At 39.6% G+C, this 18,893-nt stretch carries 18 protein-coding genes and 1 pseudogene; all 19 read right to left on the bottom strand.

Annotated features, from left to right (window positions below):
• Nucleotides 1-156: 156 nt before the first annotated feature.
• The 19 genes and pseudogenes from ACYQ35_RS06245 to ACYQ35_RS06155 all read right to left on the bottom strand — a co-directional run bounded on the left by ACYQ35_RS06245 (nt 157) and on the right by ACYQ35_RS06155 (nt 18,891).
• Nucleotides 157-318, bottom strand: a complete 162-nt coding sequence (locus ACYQ35_RS06245; RefSeq protein WP_459831253.1) for a hypothetical protein — start codon at nt 316-318, stop codon at nt 157-159.
• Between the two features lie 22 nt (nt 319-340).
• Nucleotides 341-1,072 (bottom strand): Fic family protein, encoded by a 732-nt coding sequence (locus ACYQ35_RS06240; RefSeq protein WP_459831250.1) that lies wholly within the window; start codon nt 1,070-1,072, stop codon nt 341-343.
• Nucleotides 1,073-1,481: 409 nt separating this feature from the next.
• Nucleotides 1,482-1,856, bottom strand: a pseudogene (locus ACYQ35_RS06235) (D-alanyl-D-alanine carboxypeptidase family protein); the annotation flags it as partial.
• A 127-nt stretch (nt 1,857-1,983) separates the two neighbouring features.
• Nucleotides 1,984-2,172, bottom strand: a complete 189-nt coding sequence (locus ACYQ35_RS06230) for a hypothetical protein (protein ID WP_009757158.1) — start codon at nt 2,170-2,172, stop codon at nt 1,984-1,986.
• A 12-nt stretch (nt 2,173-2,184) separates the two neighbouring features.
• Nucleotides 2,185-2,772, bottom strand: coding sequence for a putative ABC transporter permease (locus ACYQ35_RS06225; RefSeq protein ID WP_459831246.1), 588 nt, complete (start codon nt 2,770-2,772; stop codon nt 2,185-2,187).
• 69 nt (nt 2,773-2,841) lie between these two features.
• Nucleotides 2,842-3,018, bottom strand: a complete 177-nt coding sequence (rpsU, locus tag ACYQ35_RS06220) for a 30S ribosomal protein S21 (RefSeq protein ID WP_006864570.1) — start codon at nt 3,016-3,018, stop codon at nt 2,842-2,844.
• Nucleotides 3,019-3,161: 143 nt separating this feature from the next.
• Nucleotides 3,162-5,801: an alanine--tRNA ligase gene (alaS, locus tag ACYQ35_RS06215; RefSeq protein ID WP_459831239.1), complete on the bottom strand. Its 2,640-nt coding sequence runs from the start codon at nt 5,799-5,801 to the stop codon at nt 3,162-3,164.
• A 148-nt stretch (nt 5,802-5,949) separates the two neighbouring features.
• Nucleotides 5,950-6,072, bottom strand: coding sequence for a hypothetical protein (locus ACYQ35_RS06210; RefSeq protein ID WP_009757161.1), 123 nt, complete (start codon nt 6,070-6,072; stop codon nt 5,950-5,952).
• Nucleotides 6,073-6,134: 62 nt separating this feature from the next.
• A complete protein-coding gene (locus ACYQ35_RS06205) occupies nt 6,135-7,643 on the bottom strand; it encodes a 4Fe-4S dicluster domain-containing protein (RefSeq protein ID WP_459831235.1) in 1,509 nt (502 codons plus the stop codon).
• Between the two features lie 9 nt (nt 7,644-7,652).
• The gene (locus tag ACYQ35_RS06200) at nt 7,653-10,031 is read right to left on the bottom strand and encodes a homocysteine S-methyltransferase family protein (RefSeq protein WP_459831232.1); all 2,379 of its coding nucleotides are present in this window, start codon (nt 10,029-10,031) and stop codon (nt 7,653-7,655) included.
• Between the two features lie 3 nt (nt 10,032-10,034).
• Entirely contained in the window at nt 10,035-10,679 is a 645-nt protein-coding gene (locus ACYQ35_RS06195; RefSeq protein ID WP_459831229.1) for a Vitamin B12 dependent methionine synthase activation subunit, read from the bottom strand.
• Between the two features lie 8 nt (nt 10,680-10,687).
• The gene (gene metF / locus ACYQ35_RS06190) at nt 10,688-11,554 is read right to left on the bottom strand and encodes a methylenetetrahydrofolate reductase [NAD(P)H] (RefSeq protein ID WP_459831224.1); all 867 of its coding nucleotides are present in this window, start codon (nt 11,552-11,554) and stop codon (nt 10,688-10,690) included.
• Between the two features lie 18 nt (nt 11,555-11,572).
• A complete protein-coding gene (gene glgA / locus ACYQ35_RS06185) occupies nt 11,573-13,009 on the bottom strand; it encodes a glycogen synthase GlgA (RefSeq protein ID WP_459831221.1) in 1,437 nt (478 codons plus the stop codon).
• A 64-nt stretch (nt 13,010-13,073) separates the two neighbouring features.
• Nucleotides 13,074-13,862, bottom strand: coding sequence for a sporulation transcription factor Spo0A (gene spo0A / locus ACYQ35_RS06180; protein ID WP_009757167.1), 789 nt, complete (start codon nt 13,860-13,862; stop codon nt 13,074-13,076).
• Nucleotides 13,863-13,970: 108 nt separating this feature from the next.
• On the bottom strand, nt 13,971-15,026 hold the full coding sequence (gene spoIVB, locus ACYQ35_RS06175) for a SpoIVB peptidase (RefSeq protein WP_009757168.1): 1,056 nt from the start codon (nt 15,024-15,026) through the stop codon (nt 13,971-13,973).
• Nucleotides 15,027-15,117: 91 nt separating this feature from the next.
• Nucleotides 15,118-16,794: a DNA repair protein RecN gene (gene recN / locus ACYQ35_RS06170; RefSeq protein WP_459831216.1), complete on the bottom strand. Its 1,677-nt coding sequence runs from the start codon at nt 16,792-16,794 to the stop codon at nt 15,118-15,120.
• Between the two features lie 9 nt (nt 16,795-16,803).
• Nucleotides 16,804-17,256 (bottom strand): arginine repressor, encoded by a 453-nt coding sequence (gene argR / locus ACYQ35_RS06165; protein ID WP_009757170.1) that lies wholly within the window; start codon nt 17,254-17,256, stop codon nt 16,804-16,806.
• A gap of 2 nt (nt 17,257-17,258) precedes the next feature.
• Nucleotides 17,259-18,068, bottom strand: a complete 810-nt coding sequence (locus tag ACYQ35_RS06160; RefSeq protein ID WP_009757171.1) for an NAD(+)/NADH kinase — start codon at nt 18,066-18,068, stop codon at nt 17,259-17,261.
• Between the two features lie 13 nt (nt 18,069-18,081).
• Nucleotides 18,082-18,891, bottom strand: coding sequence for a TlyA family RNA methyltransferase (locus tag ACYQ35_RS06155; protein ID WP_459831211.1), 810 nt, complete (start codon nt 18,889-18,891; stop codon nt 18,082-18,084).
• Between the last annotated feature and the right edge of the window lie 2 nt (nt 18,892-18,893).

Raw genomic sequence — 18,893 nt, 5'->3', positions numbered from 1 at the left:
ACTTTTCTTCATAGTCTCAATTTCATACACAAAAAAAGTAGAGGTTATTTTTGCCTCTACTTTTATACTTTATATCTTAAATTTACTCTCTATCATGTTCTGCCGCACTACCGTTTGCCCTACCGCCTTGCATGAATATATCCTTACAGGCTATACTCATTTCAGTTGGAAAGAAATTCCTTTTTGTGTTAAATTCCGAGAAGTTCTTGCATCAACTATTGCACGTATTACATCAAGTTCAGGTTGCGAACTCTCCCATTCTTTTCTAAACTCGTCATTTTTTAATTGTCCAACCATATATTGATTTAATGTTTTCATATTATTCACCAACTACTTTATTTTAACAAATCATTCCAATATAATTATCCAACTGAATTTCTTCCAAATCCGCAATCAAATCTGCAAACAGATTTAGATTTTCATTTACCGCATAGTCTTCTAAAGCATTGTAATAGTCTAGTCTGTTTTCTTTTGCGATAGATACAGGCAAAAAACCTTTCAACATCAACTGATAATTCATAATCAACCTCGATGTACGACCGTTACCGTCAATGAAAGGGTGAATACGTACAAACTCCGTATGAGTCCATGCCGCATATTCGATCGGATTTAAAACCTGCTCTTTCCATTCTAAATCAGCATAAAAATTTTTAATTTGAATAAACATATCTGTACTCACTGGAGGAATATGACTTGCACCACTAATTCTAACTTCCTGATTACGATATATACCGCCTGCAATAATATTTTCCGTCAAAATCTGATGAATATCTTTCACAATATTTTCATTTAACTTCTTCCCGTCTGCAATACACTTCTTAATATATCTATACGCTTTTTTATGATTAACTACCTCATATATCTCCCTTAACGCTTTTCCTCCTACAGAAATACCATCTTCCAATACAACTTTAGTTTCCATAAGTGTTAAGGTATTGCCTTCAATCGCAGTTGAATTATGTGTATAAGTCAACTCAAAATCCTTTTCATAAGACGATAGCGTTATCTTATCAATCGAAGGCTTTCCCTCATCTATGATTCGTTTTTTCTCCAATAATTTATTTATATCCATATACTTTTCTTCCTTCTAATTAGAAATTTCCTTTTCCCATCTCAATAACTTCTCTTTGTTTTTTCTGAAGCAAAAAATCCCCTACTACCTGATAAAACTCTCTCTGTTCTTCTGTTTCAGCCTCCAGCATTAACTGCAAAGTATCTTCTGGCTTTAATTCTTCTATTTCTCGATATAACTTCTCATATTTTTATACATCACACATAATAGTTCTCCTTGCCATTTATACTTTATTTTTATTATAACATTCCATTCTCAATACCGCAACTCTACACAAAAGCATCATATTCTCATTAAGCACTAGAATAAACCTACATACACTTATAATACATATAGACTTATTCAAATGTTTAATTTATCATATGTATATGTCTTATAAGGGTTCTATTAGATGTCTCCTATCTCTCTACGCCACACATGCATCGTTTGCGGACGCAACAGCGATACACTTTAACATCGTTTCCACCGTCTGCGTTTCTCCCGGTTCCAGAAACACCTGAGAGCCGCCCATTGATGCCGCAAATTCCGACACGGTAACATTATCTTCCAACTTTATCTCTCCTGATTCAATGGCATCAAAAATCAGCAGCATCGTCATTACCTTTGTCACACTTGCCGGTGGCAGTTTCTCATCTGCATTCTTTTCATAAATCATTTTTCCGGTAGACGCCTCCATCACAATTCCCGATACCGCCTCTATTTTCGCTTCTTCTTTCTGTGGTGCAGCATAAACACATTCTCCAAGCAACAGACAACTAATGATTACGGATACTATTACTTTCATTTTCTCAATCGCTCCTTAGCCTATATTCTGTTACATTATAAGCAATAAAATCTTGATTTATGTCATTTGCAAAAAGGGAATACAACGAAAAAAGCATAGCCACCGTTTCCAATAACTATGCTTTTCTCTATTTATCTTTTTTATTTCCTCGTCTTGATAATATATCTGCCGGAAACGCTGCTCCCACAAGAATAATATAATATAACATTGTATTATCTTTCACCCATTCCGGAAACATTTTTCCAAAAACAATAATGATAACTGACATGATTCCATAATATATCAAAAACTTTTTCACGTCCATTTTGGAGTCCATTTTGTTCACTTCCTATCTTCTTATCTTCAATAAGATACTTTCTTTCCATCTTATAACGCGCTTTGGCAAACTTTCTTTCTTTTGTTTATACAGCATAATGGTATAATCAACTGCCACTAATGCCAATATAATTGTTCCTATTGTTCTTCCTACCGTGAAAGGAATACGATTTACCAAACCGTCTACAAATCCATGTAAAAATGCGAAAAGGATAATTGTATAGAACCCCCATGCAATTGAACTCTCCAAACAAAGAATCCCTTTGTAATTAAAAGGTTTATCTGTATAATCCCACCAAATTTCTCCAAACATCTTATTCATAATAATTGCAGTTACATATTCAAGTGTTGTCGCAAGTATCGAGCCGAATAAGAAAAGTAATAACATATTATGGCTGTATGGTTTTAAAATAACAAATACCGTCAATGCGCCCACGCCATAAATCGGACAGATAGGTCCTTTTGCAAACCCTCTGTTTGTCAGTTTACGATTACAAATAGACATATAAATAGATTCGACTATCCAGCCTAAAATACTGTAAGTCAAAAACCATAATATCATCTTATAACTTTCAATTCCAAATAACGTTGCATTCCACATACATCTTATCCTCATTAGTACTAGTATAAAAAGGGAGCATTTTACAACACTCCCTTCACTTTGCACATATTAGTTAAATTTACGTTTTCTAGCAGCTTCAGATTTCTTTTTACGTCTTACGCTTGGTTTTTCGTAATGTTCTCTTTTACGAATTTCTTGTTGAATACCAGCTTTTGCACAGTTTCTTTTGAATCTGCGTAAAGCACTATCTAACGTTTCGTTTTCTTTTACGATTACATTTGACATAGTCTCACACCTAACCTCCCCTCCAGCCCTATATTGTGCATCATACGACTGTTCGGGTATTTTTATTGCACTACACTGTATTATAGCATATTTTATCGTTTCGTCAACTGTTTCTTTCCAAAAAAACTCTTTTTTTGTTTTTCTTAAGAAATTTGCCCTTCTAATACTTCCTGTACTTTAGCGATTGCATCAGGAATTCCTGCAGGATTTTTTCCTCCTGCCTGTGCCATATTTGGACGACCTCCACCGCCACCGCCTACAAGTGCCGCAATTCCTTTAATTAAATTACCTGCATGAGCGCCTTTTTCCATTGCTCCATCTGTAACCATGGCAATCAGGTTAACTTTACCGTTTGCAGAAGATGCAATAACAACTACACCTTCTCCCAATTTTTCTTTTAACTGGTCTCCCAAATCACGAAGCCCGTTCATATCAACGTCTTCTACTGCAGTCGCAAGCAATTTTATACCTTTTACCTCTGTTATCTGGTTCATAACATCACCGAGAGCGTCTTTGGCAAGTTTGCTCTTTAACGCCTCTACCTCACTCTGTAATGATTTGATTTCAGACAACATATGTTCTACTTTATCTTTTAACTGTGCCGGAGTCGTCTTTGCAACTTTTGCTGCCTCATTTAATTCTTTTTCCATCTCACGGTAGTATGCAAATACTCCATCGCCTGTGAGCGCTTCGATACGGCGTACTCCTGAAGCCACACCGGCCTCTGAAAGAATTTTGAATGTTGTAATCATACCTGTATTTGCAACATGCGTTCCACCACAAAGTTCTTTTGAGAAATCTCCCATAGATACAACACGAACATCTTCCTCATATTTTTCACCGAATAATGCCATCGCGCCTGTTGCTTTTGCCTGCTCAATATTCATTACTTCCGTAATAACCGCATTGTTTTTTGCAATTTCCGCGTTGACTAATTCTTCTGTTTTTGCAATTTCTTCCGGTGTCATCGCTGAAAAATGTACAAAGTCAAAACGAAGTCTGTCCGGTGTCACTAAAGAACCTTTCTGCTCTACATGAGATCCTAAAACCGTCTTTAATGCTTTCTGAAGCAAATGTGTTGCACTGTGGTTTTTACAGGTATTTGCACGTCCGTTTTCCTCTACAGAAAGATTTACCGCATCTCCAACAGTGAAACTTCCTTTTGTTACTTTGCCGACATGTCCTACTTTTCCGCCTAACAGTTTAACAGTTTCTTCCACTGCAAACTCAGCATGCTCTGTTGTGATAAGACCTTTGTCACCTTCCTGTCCACCCATTGTTGCATAAAATGGTGTCCGGTTTACAAAAATAGTTCCTTTTTCTCCTTCAGAAAGTGTATTTACAATTTCATTTTCTGTTGTCAAAACAGTAATGTCTGAATCGTATGTCAGATGATCATATCCGACAAATTCTGTCGTAACGGAAGGGTCAATCTCGTCATATACGGTTGCGTCCGCACCCATGTAATTGCTTACGCCGCGCGCTTTTCGTGCTTTTACACGCTGTTCTTCCATAGAAGTTTTAAATCCTTCTTCATCAATATCGAATCCCTTTTCTTCCAAAATCTCTCTTGTTAAATCAAGAGGGAATCCATATGTATCGTATAATTTAAACGCATTTTCGCCTGATAATGTTGTCTCTTTCTTCTCTGTCATTTCCTGAATCATTTCCGAAAGAATGCCTAATCCCTGGTCGATTGTTTTATTAAACTGTTCTTCTTCCTGACGGATTACATTAAAAATAGCATCTTTCTTTTCTTCCAATTCAGGATAACCGTCTTTAGAACCATTGATAACCGTCTCGCAAAGTTTTGTTAAGAACTGTCCTTCGATTCCTAAAATACGTCCGTGACGGCACGCACGGCGAAGCAGACGGCGAAGTACATATCCTCTTCCGTTATTTGAAGGCATAATACCGTCTGAAATCATAAACGTTACAGAACGGATATGATCGGTAATTACTCGGATAGATACGTCCTTACTGTATTCTTTTCCATACTCTGTTCCCGCAAGTGTACAAATATGTTCTCTGAGCGCTTTCAATGTATCCACATCAAAAATAGAATCCACGTCCTGTACGATAGATGCAAGACGCTCCAATCCCATACCCGTATCAATATTTTTCTGTTCTAATTCTTCGTAATGTCCTTTTCCGTCATTGTCAAACTGTGTAAATACGTTATTCCAGATTTCCATATATCTGTCGCATTCGCAGCCCACCGTACAATCCGGACGTCCGCAGCCGTATTTCTCACCTCTGTCATAGTAGATTTCTGAACATGGACCACATGGGCCTGAGCCATGCTCCCAGAAATTGTCTTCTTTCCCAAATTTGAAAATACGTTCCGGTGCAATTCCCATCTCTTTATTCCAAATCTCATATGCTTCCTCATCTTCCTCATATACGGAAGGGTAAAGTCTGTCAGCATCTAAACCTACTACTTCTGTAAGAAATTCCCATGACCACTTAATCGCTTCTCTTTTAAAATAGTCTCCAAAAGAAAAGTTTCCAAGCATCTCAAAAAACGTACCGTGTCTTGCTGTCTTTCCTACATTTTCAATATCTCCTGTACGGATACATTTCTGACAGGTTGTCACACGTGTTCTCGGCGGTATCTCCTGTCCTGTAAAATATGGTTTCAACGGTGCCATTCCTGAGTTGATTAATAAAAGGCTGTTGTCATTGTGTGGCACTAACGAAAAACTCTTCATTGCCAAATGTCCTTTGCTTTCAAAGAAGTCAAGAAACATTTTTCTCAATTCATTTACTCCATATGGTTGCATTGTTGTCCTCCTGCTCATAAAATATTAACAATCATTTCTGATTAATTTGCTAACTATTAATTATAAAGTTACTTTCTTCTTTTGTCAAATACGTTTCTCTCATAATGCACATGTAAAAACGGAGTGGACAATCCACCCCGTCTTATACTTATTTATTCTTTTCATTCTTCCTTTTGCGTAACGTCTTTCCTAACATAATGCCACCAAATGCCGCTGCACCAACGATGACCATTTTTATGATTGTTTGAATTAATGTTGCCCAAAATGCCATAATCTATGCACCTCCATACATTAAACTTATCACGGTTTATTTATCATAACACAAAAAGAAAGTTATTTCAATTCTATTTCTTCCAGTTCTTTTGCCGGTATGTCTTTTGAAGATTTTGAAACAAATTCGCCCAGCGCTTTTTTTGCTTTCGGAATTTCAATATTCGTTCCTGCTCCGGCAATACAGCCGCCCGGACAACCCATTCCTTCGATTAGGCAGCCGTTCATTTTTCCTGCTTTCGCAAGAACAAGCATTTTTTTGCATTCTGCAAGTCCTTCTGCGTGTTCAATATTGACTTCCACATCTGGGTAGTATTCATTAATACATTTTTCGATTGCAGCGGCAACTCCACCTGCTGCCGCATAACTGCGTCCTGCACCTGTCGCATCATGGAAAGAGGATTCCGCCTCATATTTTTCCAGATTAATTCCTTTCGCATCAAACATTCCCTGCAGTTCTTCAAAGGTAATAACAAAGTCCACATCGCTTCGCACTGTTCTGCGTGACGCTTCCAATTTCTTAGATGCACATGGTCCGATAAACACTACTTTTGCATTCGGGTGTTCCTGCTTAATTGTTCTCGCAGTGGCAACCATAGGTGTCAATTCTTGCGAAACCTGATCTACTAAATCCGGAAAATATTTTTTTGTCAAAATAGACCACGATGGACAGCATGATGTCAATAAGAACGGTAACTCTCCCGTAACTACTTTTTCCACATAATGATGCGCTTCCGAAATCGCTCCAATATCTGCCCCCAAGGCGACTTCATATACTTCTTTAAATCCCAACTCCTGTAAAGCAGCCTTAATATTTCTCGGTGTAATATTGGCTCCAAACTGCCCCACAAACGCAGGAGCAATTTCCGCAATGATTTCCCCGCCTTCTCTTAACGCTCTCGCCAACTGGAAAATTTGAGATTTATCTGAAATCGCTCCGAACGGACAGGAAACCATGCACATTCCACATGAAACACATTTGTCATTGTCGATTTTCGCACGTCCGTATTTATCCGAAACAATGGCATTTACACCACACGACTTCTGACATGGGCGCTCCTTTTTTGCAATCGCATCGTACGGACAGTTCGCTTTGCATTTTCCACATTTAATACATTTTGTCTGATCGATAAATGAATGACCGTCTTTCATGGAAATGGCTCCTACGGGACAGACTTCTTTACACGGGTGTGCCACGCAGCCTTTACACATATTGCTGACCTCATATTCTTTTTCCTCACAGGACGCGCAGGCTGACGGAATCACCTGCATAAGAGGCGGCTCATAATATTTTGCTGAAATATTGCTCTCTTCAATTCCCGCTGTCAGGTGCACCGGTTTATCTTCCGGGCGAAGTGACATTCCCATAGCAAGTCTCAGACGTTCTCTCACGATTGCACGGGAGCGGTATACACTTTCTCTGTATTTTTCCATTTCTTCATTGACAAGACGATATGGAATTTCTTCAATATCCTCAATCAGTGTTTCAGGAGTAGATGTAAAACCTACTCTTGCCACTTCCTCAAATACTTTTCTTCTAATATATCTTACAGGTGTTTTTAATCCTCGCATTTTATCCTCCTAGTGTTTTAATATTTTCCGCGCATAATGGACAGACTGCATTGCGTCTTTTCCGTAAAAATCTGCTCCTATCATATCTGCATACTCCTGGTTGAGAACAGCCCCTCCTACCATTACTTTGCAGTCGGGAACTTCTTTTCTCAATTGTTTGATTGTTTCTTCCATACTGACTACCGTTGTTGTCATCAGCGCACTTAAACCTACCAGTTTTACATTGTTTTCCTTTGCTGCTTCCACGACCTTTTCCGGTGGCACGTCCTTTCCTAAATCTACCACGTCAAAAGCATAGTTTTCTAAAAGCACTTTCACAATATTTTTCCCAATGTCGTGAATATCACCTTTTACCGTTGCCAAAATGACTTTTTCCTTTTTAGCATCAGTCTGACCGGATTTTGACAATTCTTCTTTTAAAATGGCAAACGCTTCTTTTGCGGACTCTGCGCTCATAAGAAGTTGTGGAAGAAATACCGTTCCTTTTTCAAACCCTTTGCCTACCGTATCCAATGCCGGTATAAGATAATTATTAATGATCTCCAAAGGTTTCTCCGTCTGAATCAAACTCTTGACAGACTGTACAGTCTCTTCTTTTAATCCTTTTTCAATCGCCATTTTTAATGTAAGTGTTGTTACAGGCTTTGTTTCCACTGTTTTCGGCATACAGTTTGCGATATAGTTCTCACAGTTTTCATCTAAATTCATCAATGCACAAAAGGCATAATACGAATTCATCATCTCCTCTGAGGAGGGATTGATAATTCCTGCGCTCAGCCCTTTTTGCATTGCCATTGTATAAAAGTTTGCATTGATAATCGGCCTTGTCGGCAATCCGAAAGAAATATTTGACACACCTAAGACCGTATGGACACCGCATATTGTTCGCACCATCTCCAACGCCTCCAGTGTCGTCTTTGCCCCTTCCGGTTCTGAACTGATTGTCATCGTCAAGACATCTATTACAATATCTTTTTTATCTATGCCGTATTTTTCTGCTTCCCGAATAATTTTCTTCGCAATCTCAAGTCTGCCTTCCGCTGTCTTTGGTATCCCAGCCTCATCGAGTGTAAGTCCCACCACGACTCCCCCATATTTCTGAATGAGCGGAAAAAATTTATCCATAGATTCCTGTTTGCCCGTAACCGAATTCACCATCGGTTTACCATTATACAAACGCATTGCCCCTTCTAATGCAGCCACATTTACCGTATCAATCTGCAGCGGAAGGTTTGTTACGCTCTGAATTTCCGGTATGACTTTTTTCATCATTTCAGGTTCGTTTATGTCAGGAAGCCCTACATTGACGTCAAGAATATCCGCACCTTTTTCCTGCTGCGTAATCGCCTCTTTCAAAAGATATTCTAATTGATTCTCCTTTAGCGCCTGTTTCATCTTACTTTTTCCGGTAGGATTGATTCGTTCCCCAATGATAATTGGTTTTTCTCCAAATACAACCGCTTTTCCGTAGGAAGATACAATGGTCTCACTTCTTTTTTGAGGAACTTTTATTTGTTTATTCCCGCACATTTTTTTCATTTCGGAAATATGTTCCGGTGTTGTCCCACAACAACCGCCGATTACACAGCCGCCTTCCTCAACAATTTCTGCCATTGCATTTGCAAATTCCTCAGGATTCACATCATAGTACGTCTCACCGTTTTTTTGTTTTGGAAGTCCTGCATTTGCTTTTACAATAATCGGAAGTGACGTGTATTTTCTCATTTCCTTTAAAATCGGCAGCATCTGTTTTGGTCCCATACCACAGTTTAAACCTATGGCGTCAACGCGCAGTCCTTCCAACATGGAAACTGCCGAAGGTACATCACCGCCTGTCAATAGTTTCCCGTTTTCATTGAAAATCATCGTCGCAAACACCGGCAGATTCGTATTTTCTTTTGCCGCAAGGACAGCCGCTTTTAATTCATATGTGTCACTCATCGTCTCGATGTGAATTAAATCCGCTCCCGCCTCTTTTCCGTATTGCATTACTTCCGCAAATGTATTATATGCGTCCTCAAAAGATAAATCACCCATTGGTTCCATGAGTTTCCCCGTAGGTCCGATGTCGAGGGCAACGCAGTATTCTTCTTTTGACTTATTACATTTTTTTGCCCCTTCATGCACATTTGCGACCGCCTGTTTTATTATGTTTTCCAAAGAATAAAAATCATCATGGAATTTAATGGCGTTCGCACCAAATGTATTCGTTAAAACTATATCGCTTCCCGCCTCAAAATATTGGCGGTGAATATTTATTACCGTTTCTCTTCGCTTTGCATTCCACGTTTCAGGCAGTTCCCCCGGCAGAAGCCCTTCCGCCTGCAAAAGTGTTCCCATACCCCCATCTAAAAAGAGCAGTTTTTTTCCTAATTGTTCCAGTATCATTGTCTATCCCCTTCTGTAATCACAATCTGTTTTATCACATACTTCGCACCCTTCCCGATGACATGATATGTTTTTATCACTCACCCCAATTACTGCCGTAATGGACTTTATCGGTGTCAGCATACTTCCTTTTGTCATTGTAAGTCCAATTTTTTTGGACGCCTCAAGCATTCTTAAAATTTCTTCCTGATAAGAGATGGAAAAATCTCCATATCCTGCGCTAAACCTCGGTCGAAGATATTTCCCTTCTCTTTTAAATTCTTCTGAAATCTCTTCCACACACCTGTCACAAAACTCCTCCAGCATCGCTGCCGCACATGCCTGCAAAACAACCGCGCCAGCCATATCCGTAATTGACCGCCGTTTCATCAGCATATCCACACCTGTGCCAAGTGTAGCACCAAAAAGAATGACTTCCTGACAGCCTCTTAAGTTTTTTCCTAAATGAATACTGTCAATTGTCATATTTCCAATTTTTATTTTGTTATCCGGCTCTGTCTGTAACGAAAAAATGCGGTAAACAACCCGTTCATCTGCTGTTTCTTCCAATTCTTTGAAAGATTTTATAATAAGAGCAAATGTACGGTCATCTACCGCAGTTTTACCAAAGCCAAGATAACGAATCGCTTCCCGTACTCGTTTCTCCATGCTTTCTCCTACTTTATAATTTCTTTCAAATTCATCATAATCGCCTTTGCCACTTCCGGCTTATTCATGGAATAAATATGAATATTTTCAATGCCATTTGCCAAAAGATCAATAATCTGGTCCGTCGCGTATGCAATCCCCGCCTGCTGCATCGCTTTCGGAGCATCTCCAAAGCGGTCTACAATCGCTTTAAAACGCTGTGGCAACACTGTCCCGGACAACTCACAGATGCGCCTTATCTGCTTTCCGTTCGTCACCGGCATAATTCCCGGCAAAACCGGAACCGTAATCCCTTTTTCGCGAATTCTATATAGAAAATTATAAAGAATACTATTGTCAAAAAACATTTGAGTCGTCAGAAAATCTACTCCGCTGTCAACCTTTTCTTTCAGGTACTGTATATCATCTTTCTTATGCTCATTCTCCACATGACCTTCAGGATAGCACGCCGCACCGATACAGAAATCCCCCTGCTGTTTTATCTCTCTGATAAGTTCACAGGCATATCTGTACCGACCGGCAATCGGAAACTCTGTTTCCTTCGGAATATCTCCTCGAAGTGCCAGTATATTCTCTATTCCTTCTTCTTTCAATGTGGAAATCATCTCATGTACCTGCTCCTTCGTCGATGAAACGCAGGTTAAATGCGCAAGACTTTCCACTTGCAAATCGTGTTTAATATGAGATGCAATATGAACCGTATTGCTGCTCGTTCCTCCGCCCGCGCCATATGTCACGCTGATAAAGGCAGGTTCTAACATGGCAATTTCATCTACCGCCTTTATCACACTGTCAAATCCCGCTTCCGTTTTCGGTGGAAACACCTCAAAAGAAATATTTATTCTGTCTTCATTTAATCTGTCAATAATCTTCATGCCTTACTCCTTTGTATCTTACATTTTTTCGTACAGCGCCTCATACTGTTTCGCAGAATTCTTCCATGAAAAATCTTTCTTCATTCCATGTTCTGCTATCTTATTCCAATCACGTTTTTTCTCGTAATAAACTTTTTCCGCATAACGGATAATGCCAAGCATCTCATGGGCATTATAATTTTTAAAACTAAATCCTGTTCCTGTCTTTTCAAATTCATTGTACGGCTCTACCGTATCGCGAAGTCCTCCTGTCTCACGCACAATCGGAACCGTACCATACCTCAGACTCATCAACTGGCTCAAACCGCAAGGTTCAAACAGTGACGGCATGAGAAATGCATCGCAGGAAGCATACACTTTATGGGACATTTCTTCCGAATAATAAATATTCGCAGATACTTTTCCCTCATACTTCCACGCAAAATGTCTGAACATATTCTCATATCTTTCCTCACCTGTCCCCAAGACAACAAGTTGAATATCGTCCTGACACAATTCGTCCATGATATATGCAATTAAATCGAAACCTTTCTGGTCTGTCAGGCGGGATACGATACCAATCATCATCTTCTTGTCATTTACTTCCAAGCCTAATTCTTCCTGCAGGGCAAGTTTGTTTTTCTTCTTATCTCTTCTAAAAGTATCTACCGAGTATTTCTTAGTAATCATCTTATCTGTCTTCGGATTATAGACATCATAGTCAATTCCGTTTACGATTCCCGAAAGACAATTTGCCCTCGCATTCATCAGTCCGTCCAGGCGTTCTCCATAAAATTCCGTCTTAATCTCCTCCGCATAAGAGTTACTTACCGTTGTAACCCTGTCTGCATAAACAATACCGCCCTTTAAATAGTTGGCATCTTTGTATGCCTCCAATTTATCCGATGTAAAATAATAATCCGGCAGCCCTGTAATATCCTGAATTGTTTTTTTATCCCATATTCCCTGGAATTTCAAATTATGTATCGTCATTACCGTCTTAATGCCCTGATAAAATTCTCCACCAAAACGGAAGTTATCCAAATATACCGGAATCAGTCCCGTCTGCCAGTCATGACAGTGAATGATGTCAGGTCTGAAATCAATCAATGGTAATGCGCTTAAAACCGCTCTGGAAAAGAAGGCAAACTTTTCTACGTCTTCATAAATATTACCATATGGTGTCGGGCCTGCAAAATAATATTCATTGTCGATAAAGTAAAAAGTGATTCCGTCCAACTTCGTTTCCAAAATACCTACATACTGTTTTCTCCATGATAAATCCAGATAAAAATGAGTTTTATATTCCATTTTATCTTTCCATTCCTGCTTCATACACATATATTTCGGTAACATAACCCTCACGTCATACTTTTTCTTATCGAAATACTTAGGCAAACTTCCCACTACATCTGCGAGTCCGCCTGTCTTAATAAACGGGACAGATTCCGATGCCGCAAATAAGATTTTTCTCATACTCGTTCCTCCACCTTTCGCATAATAATTATATTATAACGCAATTATTTCCAGTTGAAAAGATTTATCTACGTTTGTATTTTAATTGAATTGTATCCGCAATCAATGCAATGAATTCGGAATTTGTCGGCTTTCCTTTCCCATTACTGATTGTATATCCGAACAATTCTTCAAGTGTATCCGGTTTGCCTCTGCCCCACGCAACTTCTATCGCATGCCGTATCGCCCGCTCCACCCGGCTTGCCGTTGTCTGATGTTTCTTTGCCACTGTCGGATACAATACTTTTGTAATCGCATTCAAAACGTCCATATCGTCCACTGCCATCAAAATAGAATCCCGCAAATAGTGGTATCCTTTAATATGTGCAGGGATTCCGATTTCATGAAGCATGTCCGTCACATACTCTTCCAGCCTTTCTTTTGTCAGAGCAGGCTGCTGAATCTGCGCGGAGGACTGCACTGTTCCTCTTACTCTCCCTCTTGCCGTACTTTTAATCCGATTGATAATCATTTCATTATTAAACGGTTTCATGATATAGTAATTTGCCCCTTTTCTAAACGCATCTTCCGTAATTCTCTCCTGTCCCACAGCCGTCACTACAATAAAATCCGGTCTCTTCTTTATGCTTGCGTCTGTATTTATCTTTTCCATCACACTAATTCCGTCCATTTTAGGCATAATCAAATCCAATAATACTACGTCCGGCTCTTTGTTTTTGATGATGTGACACATATCCTCACCATTGTTCGCCTTCCCAACAACAGTAAGTTCATTGTCTGTACTTATGATTTCATCTAAAAGTTCCAAAATTCTCTCATTATCGTCAGCGATTGCTACATTTAAGTTTCCCATGAATCGAAACCTCCTACTTTTTATCATCATCTAACTACCCGCCCATTATATCCGACTCATTTTGCAGATACAAGAAAATATTGTCGGACGATTTCGACATTTTTCTTCTTATTTTACATTCCTCAGCATATTTTCAATAAAAATCCCATATCCTTTTGCCGAATCCTGTACAAACACATGCGTAACCGCTCCGATAATCTTATTATTCTGTATAATCGGACTTCCGCTCATTCCCTGCACAATCCCTCCTGTTTTTTCCAGTAATTCTTTATCTGTTACTTCCAGAACAATCCCTTTGTTGACTTCCCTCTCATGTAAATCAACTTTTGTAATACGAACGGAATACTCCTTTAATTCTCCGTCAACCGAGCATCTGATTGTCGCACTTCCTTCTTCAATCTCCTCTTTTTTTCCTATTCGCAAAGGTTCCTGTTTTTTTAATTCCTGGGGAATCGTATCCATTCGTCCATAAATACCTGCCTCTGTATTTTTCTCAATGTTTCCTAAAACATTGTATTTATTATAGACAATAATTCCTTCCATTCCTCCCGGTTCACCGTCCACACCTTTTTTAATATCCTGTATACTTGTTTCATAAAGCCTTCCCGAAGACATCTGCAGCAGTTTTCCCGTATCCATATCGTGAATTCCGTGTCCCAGCGCCCCATACTTGCTGTTTCCATTTAAAAACGTAATCGTTCCCAGTCCCTGTGTATTATCTCTAACCCATATGCCAAGTTTATATGATTTACCTTTACATTTTACCGGACGGATTTTTACCGACAAGGTATCCTTCCCCCTCTTCAACTTCAGCACAACTCCCGAAGGATTTACCTTTGACACCTCTTCCATCAGTTCCTTTTTATTTTTGACTTTTACCCCGTCTATCTCCTGAATATAATCTCCCGGTCTTACCAGCCTTTTTGCCGGCTCATATTTTGCTCCGTCCACCGACTTTACCTTCTCCGTTCCAAGAACCATCACACCGTCCGTCTCCATATAGATTCCCACAGGCACACCCCCGGGAATAAGTAAATCATTTGATATGGATTCCACGCTCACTTCCTGTTTGCGCTGCTGTTCCGTAATGAGCATTCCGCTCCCCATAGCCATTGTAAACACAAGAATAATGATAAGACACCTGCGATACCAGTATTTTCTCACTGTTTGTACCTCCTTAAAAATAGTAAAAAAACAGATACTCTTTTTGAATATCTGTTTTAGTATGTGAATCTTTATTTTTTTTACACTGGCACTATTTAACATTTAAAGCAAGTTTTTTCATCTCAACGGCATTTTCGATGACTTTGTCCGTAATTTTTGCACCTCCGAGAATTCTTGCCAATTCCTGTACGGATTGTTCTTCCGACAATTTTGTAATCTCTGTTTTTGTTTTTCCACCTTCTACCTTTTTTTCAATGGCAAAATGCGTGTCAGCCATGGCCGCAATCTGCGCAAGGTGAGTGATACAAATCACCTGGTGCTTTCGCCCTATAACACACATTTTTTCGGAAACTTTCTGAGCGGTACGTCCGCTTATTCCCACATCTATTTCATCAAAAATTAATGTTTCTATTGCATCTTTATCGGCAAGAACTGTTTTAATCGCAAGCATAATTCTCGACAGTTCACCACCTGACGCCACTTCACCCAACGGTTTCACCATTTCTCCCGGGTTCATGGAAATCAAAAATTCAACGGCATCTTTTCCGTTGGCGGTAAACTCCTTCATCTCTTCAAAAGCAATCTCAAACCGTACTTCCAAAAAGTTTAGTTCCAAAAGTCCTTCCTCAATGGCGTCCCTCAATAAAGTCGCTGCTTTCTTTCGTCCCTCCGACAACTCTTCCGTTACTTTCTCCAGTTCTTTCTCTGCCGCACGATATTTTTTCTGCAACCGCTCCACATAATTGTCGTAATCATTTAATCTCTCTAAACGATTTTCTTTCTCCTCACAATAGCGGAGAATTTCCTCGATTGTCTGTCCATATTTTGCTTTCAATCTGTTGATTTCATTCAGCCTTGTTTCCGTCTCATAAAACTCTTCCTCAGAAAACTCCAGCGTATGTCTGTATTCGGACAGTTCCCTGTTAAAGTCATTCAACAGGTTGTCCACGTCCGAAAGTTGTCCGTGCAATGCGGCAACGGAAGTATCCATATGAGAAATTTCTCCCAAACAGCGAATTGCCCTGTTCAACATGTCGCTAATTCCATTCCCGTCATATGCGCCCATATATCCGGCAACTTCATCTACATTCTCCACAATTCTCTTGCCATTTATCATCTTTTTATACTGTTCTTCCAAATCACTGTCTTCTCCCGGCTTTAACCCCGCATCACGAATCTGTGCCACTTCAAACTGAATAAAATCTATCTCTTTTGCCCTTTCCGCTTCATCAGTTTTCGCCTGTTCAACTTCTTCCCTGAGCGCTTTGTACACAGTATACTTTCTCTTTACCTCCGCTTTCAGCTCGGAAATATCCTCTTTTGCGAAAGCATCTAATATATCCAAATGATTTTTCTTATATAATAAGGATTGATGCTCATGTTGTCCGTGAATGTCAATCAGTATACCTGCTGCTTCTTTCACTTTGTTTATCGAAACAGTCTCTCCGTTAATTCTGCTGATACTGCGTCCCTCCATTAATTTACGGCTGAATACAACTTCATTTTCTTCCGGGAATATATCCAGTTTTTCCAACGCTTCTTTGCATTCTTCTTCCCTGATTTGAAAGGTCAGTTCCACCAGTCCGTATGACGCCCCTTTTCTCAGCATATCGGCATTATATTTCCCGCCGAGCGCCAAATGAACAGAACCCAAAATAATAGATTTTCCCGCACCGGTTTCCCCTGTCAGTATATTCAGACCTTCTTCAAAATCGACCTCAATCTCATCAATCAGGGCAAGATTTTTTATGTGTAAATTTTGTAACATTCTTTTCTCCTATTGAAAAACAATCTTGCTGATTTTCTCCATCACTTCTGTCGTCGCGTCCTCACTTCGTATTGCGCACATAATCGTATCGTCTCCTGCGATACAGCCCACTACTTCATGCCATTTCATTGCGTCCAATGCTGCTGCGACAGCCATCGCCATTCCGGGAACCGTCTTGATAACAAGAATGTTTTGCGCTTTATCCATGGAAATATAACCGTCCTGCAAGACTCTGCGATATTTGTCCCTCAAGTCTTCATCTGGTGTGCGGAGTACGATATACTTTTGTTTTCCCGTGCCTGTGGGTACTTTTGTCAGTCTCAAATCCCGAATATCTCTGGAAACTGTTGCCTGTGTCACCTGAAATCCTGCTTCATTTAAGTAATCCGCCAGTTCTTCCTGGGTTTCAATATCATATTTGTGAATCAGTTCTACGATTTTTGCATGTCTGTTTACTTTCATTTTTAGTTTCCTTTCATTTTTCTTCTAAGCGTTTCTAAAAAACTCACTTGATTTATCTTCATTAGTTTCATTGTTTCATCTGCTTTTTTTACTCGTATTCGTTCCCCCGTCCGCATCTTTAAGATGTCCGTTCCATCAAAGGCAACCACCGCTTCTTCCACTTCATTCTCTCTTCTGCTTCCAATTTCAATAACGATCTCATCTTCCACCGATAATATAATACTGCTCGTATTTAGAGCATGCGAACAAATCGGTGTCAATACAATCAGTGATGCCGTAGGCTCCACAATCGGTCCCCCCGCAGACAAATTGTATGCCGTTGAACCCGTAGGTGTGGAGAGGATAATTCCGTCCGCCTGATATGTGTTAAGTAATTCCCCATTTACATATACGCGAAAAGCAATCAGCCGCAGAGAACCATAACGGGTTACAATGATATCATTTAACGCAACATCTTCTCTTCCGTTTGGCAGAATTCCCTTTAGCAGCATTCTTTCTTCCACTGTATACTTATCTTCAATCAAACTGTCAAGCGCCGGATAAACTGTCTGCATCTCTATTTCGGTCAAATATCCGAGTGTTCCCAAATTGATGCCGATCAGTTGCATTTTTTTATCCAGCAATTCCCTTGACGCCTGAATCAGCGTCCCATCTCCGCCAATGACTAGCACCCCTTCCGTATCATCGGGAATTGTCCGTTCACTGTCCAGTATACATATTTTCCCTTTATCCTCTATATATTTTTTAATCGCTCTTGTTACCTCATAGTTCTCATCTTTTGTATGGTTTGTGATAACATAAAATTTATCCATGATTTACACGCCCTTATTTTGCTAATGTATCGAACGCATTATCCACAACACTTTTTAAATCAACATCAACGTCTTCCAGTGTTCCCGCATTCTCTGTCTTTTGAATGTGAAGTAAATATTCAATGTTTCCTTCCGGTCCTTTGATTGGTGAAAAGTCAATATTTAACACTTTAAATCCAATGGATACCGCATAGGATACAACAGTTTCAATTACTTCATGGTGTGTGCTTTTCTCCCGCACAACGCCTTTTTTCCCTACTTTTTCTCTTCCCGCCTCAAACTGTGGTTTTATCAGAGCCACGATCTGACCGTCTTCCTTTAAATAATTTCGGATAGGCAGTAAGACTTTTGTCAGAGAGATAAAAGAAACATCTATGGAAGAGAAATCAATTCTTTCTCCCAAATCTTCAGGTGTCACATAGCGTATATTTGTCTTTTCCATGCAGATAACCCTGTCGTCCTGTCTGAGTTTCCACGCTAACTGCCCTCTTCCCACATCGATGGCAAACACTTTTTTCGCGCCATTTTGGAGCATACAGTCTGTAAATCCTCCTGTAGAAGAACCTACATCGGTACACACTTTTCCTTCCAAATCTACATCAAAGTTTGCAACTGCTTTTTCCAGTTTTAATCCGCCTCTGCTTACATATGGCAGCGTATGCCCTTTTATTTCAATCTGTACCTCGTCCGAAAAGGTTGTACCTGCTTTATCCTCTCTCTCTCCTTCCACAAATACATTTCCGGACATAATAATCGCTTTAGCCTTCTCTCTGGATTCCACTAAATTTCTCTTTACAAGCAATACATCTAAACGTTCTTTCATTC

This window comes from Faecalimonas hominis, from assembly GCF_054660755.1.
This window is presented reverse-complemented; position numbering and strand designations above follow the sequence as displayed.